At 72.5% G+C, this 9,031-nt stretch carries 12 protein-coding genes and 2 pseudogenes; 4 read left to right on the top strand and 10 right to left on the bottom strand.

The window, feature by feature from the left end:
* Positions 1-60: 60 nt before the first annotated feature.
* From VR44_RS48375 to VR44_RS10575, 4 genes and pseudogenes are all read right to left on the bottom strand, one after another.
* Complete coding sequence (locus tag VR44_RS48375; RefSeq protein ID WP_052713541.1) at positions 61-597, bottom strand: cytochrome P450; 537 nt, start codon at positions 595-597, stop codon at positions 61-63.
* A gap of 82 nt (positions 598-679) precedes the next feature.
* Positions 680-1,192: pseudogene (locus tag VR44_RS49090) on the bottom strand (cytochrome P450); the annotation flags it as partial.
* A gap of 314 nt (positions 1,193-1,506) precedes the next feature.
* The gene (locus VR44_RS10580) at positions 1,507-1,719 is read right to left on the bottom strand and encodes a hypothetical protein (RefSeq protein WP_045947171.1); all 213 of its coding nucleotides are present in this window, start codon (positions 1,717-1,719) and stop codon (positions 1,507-1,509) included.
* 154 nt (positions 1,720-1,873) lie between these two features.
* Entirely contained in the window at positions 1,874-2,515 is a 642-nt protein-coding gene (locus VR44_RS10575; protein WP_045947170.1) for a TetR/AcrR family transcriptional regulator, read from the bottom strand.
* Positions 2,516-2,635: 120 nt separating this feature from the next.
* On the opposite strand from VR44_RS10575, the gene VR44_RS10570 reads away from it, so the two are divergent.
* From VR44_RS10570 to VR44_RS10560, 3 genes are all read left to right on the top strand, one after another.
* Positions 2,636-3,679, top strand: a complete 1,044-nt coding sequence (locus VR44_RS10570) for an aldo/keto reductase (protein ID WP_045947169.1) — start codon at positions 2,636-2,638, stop codon at positions 3,677-3,679.
* A 148-nt stretch (positions 3,680-3,827) separates the two neighbouring features.
* Positions 3,828-4,634, top strand: coding sequence for a DUF8189 domain-containing protein (locus VR44_RS10565; RefSeq protein WP_157880263.1), 807 nt, complete (start codon positions 3,828-3,830; stop codon positions 4,632-4,634).
* A 34-nt stretch (positions 4,635-4,668) separates the two neighbouring features.
* Positions 4,669-5,289 carry a nucleoside/nucleotide kinase family protein gene (locus VR44_RS10560; protein ID WP_107072501.1) on the top strand — a complete coding sequence of 207 codons (621 nt, stop codon included), beginning with the start codon at positions 4,669-4,671 and terminating at the stop codon, positions 5,287-5,289.
* 54 nt (positions 5,290-5,343) lie between these two features.
* Here VR44_RS10560 and VR44_RS10555 read toward each other — a convergent pair whose 3' ends face one another.
* From VR44_RS10555 to VR44_RS10535, 5 genes are all read right to left on the bottom strand, one after another.
* The gene (locus tag VR44_RS10555) at positions 5,344-5,802 is read right to left on the bottom strand and encodes a GNAT family N-acetyltransferase (RefSeq protein ID WP_045947167.1); all 459 of its coding nucleotides are present in this window, start codon (positions 5,800-5,802) and stop codon (positions 5,344-5,346) included.
* A gap of 47 nt (positions 5,803-5,849) precedes the next feature.
* Positions 5,850-6,623, bottom strand: a complete 774-nt coding sequence (locus VR44_RS10550; protein ID WP_045947166.1) for an ATP nucleotide 3'-pyrophosphokinase — start codon at positions 6,621-6,623, stop codon at positions 5,850-5,852.
* A gap of 141 nt (positions 6,624-6,764) precedes the next feature.
* Positions 6,765-7,343 carry a hypothetical protein gene (locus VR44_RS10545; protein ID WP_045947165.1) on the bottom strand — a complete coding sequence of 193 codons (579 nt, stop codon included), beginning with the start codon at positions 7,341-7,343 and terminating at the stop codon, positions 6,765-6,767.
* A gap of 81 nt (positions 7,344-7,424) precedes the next feature.
* The gene (locus VR44_RS10540; RefSeq protein ID WP_045947164.1) at positions 7,425-7,829 is read right to left on the bottom strand and encodes an SgcJ/EcaC family oxidoreductase; all 405 of its coding nucleotides are present in this window, start codon (positions 7,827-7,829) and stop codon (positions 7,425-7,427) included.
* A 102-nt stretch (positions 7,830-7,931) separates the two neighbouring features.
* Positions 7,932-8,444, bottom strand: coding sequence for a DUF1203 domain-containing protein (locus tag VR44_RS10535; protein WP_045947163.1), 513 nt, complete (start codon positions 8,442-8,444; stop codon positions 7,932-7,934).
* Between the two features lie 237 nt (positions 8,445-8,681).
* Between VR44_RS10535 and VR44_RS10530 the strand changes: the two genes are divergently transcribed.
* Complete coding sequence (locus VR44_RS10530) at positions 8,682-8,885, top strand: hypothetical protein (protein ID WP_045947162.1); 204 nt, start codon at positions 8,682-8,684, stop codon at positions 8,883-8,885.
* Positions 8,886-8,950: 65 nt separating this feature from the next.
* On the opposite strand, the pseudogene VR44_RS10525 reads toward VR44_RS10530, so the two are convergent.
* Positions 8,951-9,031, bottom strand: a pseudogene (locus VR44_RS10525) (30S ribosomal protein S18); the annotation flags it as partial.

Genomic DNA, 9,031 nt, shown 5'->3' with positions numbered 1-9,031 from the left:
CCCGTAGACCGTGCCGCTGCCCGCCGCTGGTGGTGGCTGGGGTCTCCCTCCTTGCTCTCGCTATGCGGCCGCACACCGGTCCGTGGGCCGTGGGGACGTGGTGCCGGTGACGGGACACCGGTCGTTGTGGGCTGTCAGGGGATCGGCCGCAGTGGCTCGTATCCCGGCGGGACGGGGGCGGCTGCCGTGCGGGTGGTCGGTGATGTCGAGGGCGAGCTTGTGGGGTTGGAGGATGGTGCGGGTGCTGAAGACGGGCGTGGTGCCCGGGGTGCGGTTGATCTGGTAGCTGCTGGTGAGGGTCGCGGTGGTTAGGGTCATCGCGACGGTGGCGAAGTGGGTCCCCAGGCAGGTCCGCGGTCCGCCGCCGAAGGGCATGAACGCGTACTTGGGCAGCGGATCGGCGGGGGAGCGGCCGGTCCAGCGGTCGGGTCGGAACACGGCCGGCTGGTGGTAGTGGCGCGGGTCGCGCTGGAGGACGAAGGGGCTGACGGCGACGCGCTGCCCGGGGCGCAGGGGGTAGCCGGCGAGTTCGGTGGTTTCTTCGACGGTCCTTTCGATCAGCCACAGGGGCGGGTACAGCCGCAGCGTCTCCTTCACGCAGCGTCTCCTTCACGACGGATTCCGTGACGGCCAGGCGCGGGACGTCCGCGGCGGTCGGGAGACGGCCCGCGAGTTCGCGGTCGGCCTCGTCCCGTACCTGCCGGCGGATGCGGGGGTGCTGGTCGAGGAGGAGGAACAGCCAGGCGAGCGCCGCGGCGGTCGTCTCGTGGGCGGCGAACAGGTTGGCGACGATGATGCCGGTGGCTCCTTGACGGGTGATGGCGCCCTCGTCACGGGCGGTGTTGAGCAGGTCCGCGACCACGTACGGGGCGTCGTCCCGGTGCGTCGCGCGCCGGTGTTCGATGAGGCGGGACACCTCGGCCGCCAGGTCGCGGTTGACCCGGTGCAGGCGCCGCGCGCGCAGGACGCGCCAGCGGGCGGGCAGGGGCAGTACGGGGGGCAGGAGCGCGTCCTGCAGCCGGGCCAGGAGGGCGGGAACCCTGCCGGTGTCGGGCCCCAGGCAGAACTCGGCGATCAGGTGGGCGGTGAGGTCCTCCAGTGCGGGGATGGCGTCGACCGTGCCGCGCGCCCGCCAGGCCTGTGCGTGCCGGGCGGCGGTGGCCGCGAGGCGGTCCTCGGCGGCGGCGCGCATGCTGGTGCGGTTCAGGCCGCGTCCCGCCAGGCTGCGGGCCCGCATCCACAGGGCCAGGTCCTCGGAGGCCCGGCCTCCGTCGGTCTCCTGGCCCAGCAGGTCCCGGCTGATGGCGTACGTGGTGTTGGTGTGCTTGAAGACCTCCTCGGCCAGGGCCGGCGAGTTCGCGAGGTACAGGTCGTCGTCGACGCGGACGAGGTCGCCGTACTGCCGCTGGTGGAGCAGGAAGCCGAGCTGGTCGCGTTCGAAGGCGCGTCGGTTGCCGTGCCGCCCGGCCCCGGTGGGGCCGGGCGGCACGCGGAACAGCGTCATGCTCACTGCCCCTGTACGTAGTAGTAGTAATACGAACTGCCACGATCCGTACCGAGCGTGGTGAGCGGGCTGGTGCGCTGGATCCTCGCTCCGGAGGGGTCGTTGGCCAAGGGGGCCGCGTTCGAGGCGGCGAAGGCCGATCCTCCGCCGATGAGTGCGGCGATGGCGGAGACCGCGACGAGGAGCGACTTGCGCAGGGGGATCATGGCAGCCATGACGGGTTCCTTTCGAAGGTGCCGGGCGGTGTTTCCGCCTGGTCCGTTGCCTCCATTCCGAGACGGGACGTGTCCCCGGCCTCCGCGTCTGGCACAATGCGCCGCCCCCGCCCCCCGGCCGGTGGTCGTACGGATGTCCCGGCCGGCCCGACGTCTACGGAGTGCGTACGAAGGCCCCCGCGCGGGCCGCCGCCACCGCCGCCCCGGCCGCCCGCCGGGCCGCGGCCTCGTCCAGCGGTGCGTCCGTCGTCAGCAGCCGGTAGTACAGCGGGGCGGAGACGGCCCGTACGACGTCCGAGGCTTCGGTGCCCCCGGGCAACTCGCCGCGCTCCACGGCCTCCTGGACGCAGGGCGCCCACTCCGCGACCCGGACCTCGTAGAACCGGTGCAGGGCCTCGGCCGTCCGGGCGTCGCACGTGGCGGCGGCGATGACGGCTTTGAACAGGGGGCCCTGACGCGGGTCGGACAGGGTGCGCGCGACCAGGCGGGCGTTGGCCAGCAGGTCCTCCTCCAGCGAGCCGGTGTCGCTGCGGGGGAGCGACTGCTCGGCCATGTCCGTCAGGAGGTCGGCGACCAGACCGGCCACCGTGCCCCAGCGCCGGTAGACGGTGGTCTTGCCGACCGCGGCCCGCCGGGCGACTTCGGCGAGGTCCAGCCCGTGGAAGCCCTGCTCGGCCAGCATGTCCCCGGCCGCCTCCAGTACGGCGGCCCGCACCCGGGCCGTCCTGCCCCCGGGGCGCACGGTCCCCGGCTCGGCGGCTCCGTCCCCCGGACCCCCCGCACCCCCGACGGGCATCCGGGCATCACTCGACAACGTCATAACGGGTCCCTGGTTCCATTAATAGCGATCAGCTGTTAGGTTGAGGCCATCTTAATGGGTCTGTGGCCCCATTACCGCTCATCGGAGGAGTCCGTCATGGAATACAGGCAGCTCGGTGCGTCCGGCCTCAAGGTTCCCGCCCTCGGCTTCGGCGCCGGCACCTTCGGCGGCCAGGGACCCGTCTTCGGTGCCTGGGGCAGCACCGACACCCAGGAAGCCCGCCGGCTCGTCGACATCTGCGTCGACGCCGGCATCACCCTCTTCGACACCGCCGACGTCTACTCGGCGGGCGCCTCGGAGGAGGTCCTCGGCGAGGCCGTCAAGGGCCGCCGCGACCAGGTGCTCATCTCCACGAAGGCGGGGCTGCCCACCGGCGACGGCCCCGGCGAGTACGGCACCTCGCGCTCCCGCCTCATCACCGCCGTCGAGAACGCCCTGCGCCGGCTCGGCACCGACCACATCGACCTCTTCCAGCTCCACGGCTTCGACGCCGCCACCCCCGTCGAGGAGGTGCTGTCCACCCTCGACCAGCTCGTCCGCTCCGGCAAGGTCCGCTACACCGGCGTCTCCAACTTCGCCGGCTGGCAGCTGATGAAGTCCCTCTCGGTCGCCGACCGGCACGGCTTCCCCCGCTACGCGGCCCACCAGGTCTACTACTCCCTCGTCGGCCGCGACTACGAATGGGAGCTGATGCCCCTCGGTCACGACCAGGGCGTCGGCGCGATCGTCTGGAGCCCCCTGGGCTGGGGCCGCCTGACCGGCAAGCTCCGCCGAGGCCGCCCGCTGCCCGCCGGAAGCCGGCTGCACGCGACCGCCGACTACGGCCCGCCGGTGGAGGACGCCCACCTGTACGACGTGGTCGACGCCCTCGACGAGATCGCGCAGGAGACGGGCCGGACCGTCCCCCAGGTGGCCATCAACTGGCTGCTGCGCCGCCCGACCGTCTCCACCGTCCTGATCGGCGCCCGCGACGAGCAGCAGCTGCGGCAGAACATCGGCGCCGTCGGCTGGGAACTGACCGCCGACCAGATCGCCCGCCTCGACGCCGCCAGCCACCGCCCGGCGCCCTACCCCTACTTCCCGTACGAGCGCCAGGAGGGCTTCGCCCTCCTCAACCCCCCGATGACCGCCCGTAACTGACGGGCGTGCCGTCGGATTCCGGCGCGGTTGGTCACGCGACGCTCGATCCGGCCACCGGGGCTGGCCGGATTGATGGGCTGGCGCCGACCGCCGTGCCTCAGGAGGATTCTCTGCGGCCGCACGGGGCGGTCGGGAGAGGGGGGAACGGATGGGAATGCTCAGCGGGGGCTTACGGGGCAAGTGGGTCCGGGCATGCGCGGGCGGCGCGCTCTCGATGGCGCTGACGTGCACGGGGGTGGCGATGGCCCCCGCGGCGGTGGCGCAGACCGCGACCGCCACGTGCTCGACGGACAGCGGGGCCAAGGGCCTGGCGAGCTCGCCGGTGGCGGGCACCTTGGTGTCCGTGGAGCGTGCGGACGGCCGGATCGCGCAGCTCCAGCTCTTCTACGACGCCACCGCGACCGGAGGCCTGCCCTTCGTCTGGCATCGCGAGCAGAACGGACCCGGCGGCGCGTACGGGGGCTGGCAGCGGGTGAGCGCGGCAACCGTGGGCCCGAAGAGCTACGCCATGACGGCGCTCGAGAACTCGGCGGGCAGGATGGAACTGCTCTTCTCCACCTACGGTTCCTTCTGCCACACGGTGGAGGACGACGGCGCTGCGGGTGGCTGGAGCGCAGTGGACGCCTTCGGCCTCGCACCGACCCCGTACCACGGCGGAGTCGTGCTGTTCAAGGAGCGGGACGGCAGCATCGACGCCTTCGCCTCCGGGGCGTACGGCGCCGGCTCGATGGAGCTGCGCCATCAGCAGGACGCGACCGCCGGATGGGGCCCGACCCGGTCCATGGGCCAGGTCCCGGACGCCGGCGTCGGCCTGAGCCAGCCCAGCTCCGTGGAACAACTGCCCGACGGCAGGCTGCACGTGGCGGCCCGCGAGTGGAACAGGGACCGCACGTGGGAGATCTGGCAATCCGCCCCGGGCGGCGGCTGGGGACCCTGGCAGCTGACGGCCCCGTGAACCGGTACCGAACGGGCCGCGTTCCTCGGGCAGGATGGACGGATGCGTACCACGGAACCGGTATCGAGAGCGGAAGCGCTGGCAGCCACGGGCGAGCGGCGGGTCCTGGGGACCACCGGGGGCCGGGAAGTCGACACTGGCCGCCCGGATCGCGGAAGCGCTCGGGCCGGAGCGGGCCGTGGTGGTCCCGATGGACGGGTTCCACCTCGCGCAGGCCGTACTGGAGCGCCTGGGCCGCGCCGACCGCAAGGGCGCCCCCGACACCTTCGACGCCGCCGGCTACGTGGCCCTGTTGCGGCGGCTGCGCGCACCCCAGCGGGGTTCCACGGTGTACGCGCCGGCCTTCGACCGCTCGCTGGAGGAGCCGATCGCGGGCAGCGTCCCCGTCGCCCCGGACGTACCGCTGGTGATCACCGAGGGGAACTACCTGCTGCACGACGCGGGGGAGTGGGCCTCGGTACGGCCGCTCCTGGACGAGGCCTGGTACCTCGACCCGGCCGAGGACCTGCGCCTGGAGCGGCTGATCGGCCGTCACGTGCGGCACGGCAAGGACCCGGCGTACGCGCGTGACTGGGTGGCCCGCTCGGACGAGCCCAACGCCCGTCTCGTCGCCCTGGGCCGCCACCGCGCCGACCTCGTCCTCACCACCGTCTGACGGTGACGGTGACGCTGACCGGAGCCCGCGCCCCGGTGCCGGCGCGGGGCCGGGTCAGAGGGCGCGGGTCAGGAACACGCTGAGGGGGTCCGGCTTGTAGTCGGCGAACGGGGCGCACGGCTCGAAGCCGAACTTCGCGTACAGGGCACGGGCCGGGGCGAAGAACTCCGCGGCGCCCGTCTCCAGGCTCAGGCGCGCGTACCCCATCCTGCGGGCCTCGCCGATCAGGTGGCCGAGGAGGAGGGAGGCCACGCCCGAGCGCTTGCGGGCGGACGCCGTACGCATCGACTTGACCTCGGCATGGCCGGCCGCCAACGCCTTGAGGGCGCCGCAGCCGACGATGCTCCCGTCGTCGTCCGTCACCGTCCAGAACGTGACGCCGGGCCGGCGCAGGCCCTCCAGGTCCAGGGCGTGCTTGCTCTCCGGCGGGGTGATGGACCGCATCTCCGCGACGTGCTCGGCCAGGAACGCGGCGACTTCGGAGCCCGACAGGTCATCGACTGCAATCCTCATCCCGCCAGGCTAGCCCCGGCGCCGAGCCCAGGCGGCGCTGGGGTGGGTCAGCGTCCCACGGGAACGGGGAGCGGGACGCCGGTCCTGGCGGGCGGGCTCAGCCGGTCCGCGCCGGCCGGGACCGGAACCGCGGCGAACTCGGCATCCTGGAGGGCCTGGAGCTCCTTCTTCCGGGCCGGCGAGGTCGAGGGGAGGCGCTGCTCCTCGTAGAGCAGGTGGGTGACTTCCTGGGCGTGCTTGCTGGCGGGGGTGTGGAACTGGACCTCGAACAGCTGCCCGGAGCGCGGTGCCCGCCAACCGGTGTTGAGCCCCTTGTAACCGCTGCTGCGACCCCAGGTGTTGGACCACTTGGTGTTGTCGTTGCCCCAGGCGGACAGGAGCGCGGAGGCCGTGGTCACGCCGTCGCTGTAGGCGTCGTCCGGCCACTGCAGGGTGTAGCGGACGGCGTCGCCCAGTCCCGCCAGCACCGTGTCCACGTTCTGCCCGGGGCGCTCCCGCAGGGAGGTGGCGACTTTCCGCTTGAGGGAGTCGGCGGACTTGAGGCGGTACTCGAACCCGACCAGCTCCGCGCCCGTGACGAGGGCGGCGGCGCGGACGTCCGTGCTGATCGCCTCCTCGGCGTCCTTCGCCCGCTCGACGTAGGCGTCGACGCTGGCGTTGTCGGCGGCGTTCAGGGTGAGACCACCTTCCCCCTTCCAGCCGTCGCCAGCGGGGCCCGCGGCCACCGCCCCCGTCCCGGAACCGAGGGCGAGCGCGGTCGCGAGCGCGGCAGCGCTCAGGATCCGGCTGATGGCGGGGGCCGTGGTCGTGCTGGTCGTCATGGACGCTGCCTTCACACTCGTGGGATCACCTTGCCCACCGCACAACCAGACCGCCTCCACAACGGTTACGGTCCGCAACGGCCGTCAGCCTCGTGGGGGTACCCCTGGGTGGCCGACGCAGCCGGTCGGCCGGCGCGTCGGTCAGACGTAGTGCATGGGGCACTGTCGGCGGATCGAGTGCTCGGCGGCACGGAGGTAGAGCGCCGTGTAGAAGGAGGCGTCCAGGTCCTCGGCCCACGCACCGGGATGGGTCACGGCCGCCCTGGCGGCGGCCGGGCCGTCGAACCAGATGCAGAGGCCGAGGTTGCCGCCGTTCCGGGGGACCTGCGGTGGCAGGGCCAGCCGGACGGCCAGGCGCTGTGCCGTCGCGAGTACGCGGTACGCGCTGTGGACGGTCGTGGTCTCGCTGTAAGGCCCCGACACCGGCAGGGTCACGTCCCCTTCGAAGTCGACCGGTATCAGCAGGTCCCAGCCGAGCAGTACCTCGCAGCACTCGTCCCCGCCGGGCAGGCTCCGGCACAGGGCCTCGAAGCTCTGCATCGGCCGGTACATCTTCTCCTCGAAGGACGTTCCGCCCCCGGGAGCGGAGCCGGACGCCGGCGGCGGGCAGGGCGGAAGGCCGCGCCCGAGCAGTTCGCCGTCGAGCAGCCGGGCGGCCGGCCGGAGGATGTCCTCGTCCGACCAGTCCCCGGCGTCGACGCAGCACAAGTAGGTACCCATGAAAGGAATCTACGATCCGCCTCTGACATCCCCGTCGGCCGTGGATCCGGAAGGACACGTGCGGGGATCTCGTTGCGGGCCTCAGCCGGCGGCGACCGCGGTGTTCTGGCAGGCGGTCAGCAGCCAGCGCCCGTCGTCCTGCCTGGACATCACGTACAGCGGGGCGCCCTCGCTCCCGGCGTCCGGGCTCAGGTAGAGCTGGCGGACCTTGACCGCCGCGACGTCGGGACGGATGAAGAGCACGTGGAGCACCTCGTAGGTGACCTTGCCGTCCCAGTCGGCTGCGGGGAGGACCTGGCGGGTGAACTCCGATATCGCGTCCAGACCTATGAGGACCTTCCCGCCCGCGGTCGTCCAGACCGCGTCGGGGTGGAAGAGGGCGAGGAACTCGTCGGGGTCCTTGTGCTGCTGGGAGTGCTCGACGACGGCGACGACCTGCTTGATGGCTTCGATGTCTGCGGCGCGCGCAGCGGAGTCCGTGTGCATGTGCCCCACGGTGCTACATCAAGTACGGTCGAGGTCAAGGGGTTTGATCCCTGAAGGCAGTTGAGCTCCGTCGAACGACCACGCACCGTCGTCGATGCTCCGTCAGGGCCGGCGCACCTCGTACAGGAAACAGCCGTACTCCACCGCCCGTACGTGCACGAGCACGACGTCGGGGAAGGTGAAGGCGGCGCGGAGGGCCTGGTCCACGGCTGCCTGGGCCCCGGCGGGATCGTCCGGCAACCGCACCATCGCGCCACCCGCGATGTGGCCCTCGGCGTCGTAGCGGCGGAATGCGCGCAGCGCCCCCGTCTCGGCGAACGGATGGCCGGAGGCCGGATCCGCCCCCCCGCACGGGCCGGCGTGGACGAAGACCGGGCCCGTCTCGTCATAGGCTCCCGGGTCGGCGCCCACCTCCACGGCCCATCTGCGCAGCGGAGCGTAGGACACCAGTGAGATCCGTTCGTCGGCGCGGCTACGGCGCAGACAGCAGCGCAAAGGGGCTCCAGCCGGGTCGTACGTGTAAGGGCGGGGAACGACGCCGGCGTCGTCGTGGTCGCGGAGCTCCCGGAGAACGGGGGGAGCGATGGGCGACGGCTGGTAGGTCGGTGTTGTCATGCGCTCAGCTTGCGTGGCGCGGTCCCCGGATGCTGGCCGAAATCCGACCACGCGCTCGATCGAATCACCTGGTGCGCTGCGGGAGGAACGAGCCGCACCAGCCGTGCTCGACCGGGGTTCCACCCGTTCCCCGTCGTTCCTGGACCGTTCCTCGGGACCCTGGTCGCGCACCCGACAGCACCGGCTCCACGAGAGGGGAACACCATGCGCGCACGCCGTGCAATGACAGGCCTCACCTTGGGAAGTGCGCTCGTCCTGGGAGGCACGGTCGCGACGGCCCAGGCGGCCGAGCCGGCGCAGCCGGCGAGGGCCACGGTCGGCTCCGTGATGGTCTACTCGACACCGGAGGCCTGTGTGGCCGCGGGCCAGGCCACCGGCAAGCGCTTCAGCTGCACGTACTGGGACTTCGCCTTCGGCTGGGGCCTGCAGATCTACGGCTAGAGCCGGCCGGACCCATCGCTGAGGCGCCCCGGACCGCGCGGGGCGCCTCTCGCCGGCCGGGGGCCTTACCGGGTGCCGTACGGCAGCAGGGCCATCTCGCGGGCGTTCTTGACGGCCGAAGCGAGCTGTCGTTGCTGCTGGGCGGT

The sequence above is a fragment of the Streptomyces katrae genome, assembly GCF_000966975.1.
Classification (GTDB): Bacteria; Actinomycetota; Actinomycetes; order Streptomycetales; family Streptomycetaceae; genus Streptomyces; species Streptomyces katrae.
This window is presented reverse-complemented; position numbering and strand designations above follow the sequence as displayed.

What these genes read in the sequence shown, in the direction of transcription:
- VR44_RS10580 (WP_045947171.1), bottom strand. Translation starts at nt 1,719, where the DNA reads ATGGCTGCCATGATCCCCCTGCGCAAGTCGCTCCTCGTCGCGGTCTCC.
- VR44_RS10575 (WP_045947170.1), bottom strand. Translation starts at nt 2,515, where the DNA reads ATGCCCGTCGGGGGTGCGGGGGGTCCGGGGGACGGAGCCGCCGAGCCG.
- VR44_RS10570 (WP_045947169.1), top strand. Translation starts at nt 2,636, where the DNA reads ATGGAATACAGGCAGCTCGGTGCGTCCGGCCTCAAGGTTCCCGCCCTC.
- VR44_RS10565 (WP_157880263.1), top strand. Translation starts at nt 3,828, where the DNA reads ATGGGAATGCTCAGCGGGGGCTTACGGGGCAAGTGGGTCCGGGCATGC.
- VR44_RS10560 (WP_107072501.1), top strand. Translation starts at nt 4,669, where the DNA reads ATGGACGGATGCGTACCACGGAACCGGTATCGAGAGCGGAAGCGCTGG.
- VR44_RS10555 (WP_045947167.1), bottom strand. Translation starts at nt 5,802, where the DNA reads ATGAGGATTGCAGTCGATGACCTGTCGGGCTCCGAAGTCGCCGCGTTC.
- VR44_RS10550 (WP_045947166.1), bottom strand. Translation starts at nt 6,623, where the DNA reads ATGACGACCAGCACGACCACGGCCCCCGCCATCAGCCGGATCCTGAGC.
- VR44_RS10545 (WP_045947165.1), bottom strand. Translation starts at nt 7,343, where the DNA reads ATGGGTACCTACTTGTGCTGCGTCGACGCCGGGGACTGGTCGGACGAG.
- VR44_RS10540 (WP_045947164.1), bottom strand. Translation starts at nt 7,829, where the DNA reads ATGCACACGGACTCCGCTGCGCGCGCCGCAGACATCGAAGCCATCAAG.
- VR44_RS10535 (WP_045947163.1), bottom strand. Translation starts at nt 8,444, where the DNA reads ATGACAACACCGACCTACCAGCCGTCGCCCATCGCTCCCCCCGTTCTC.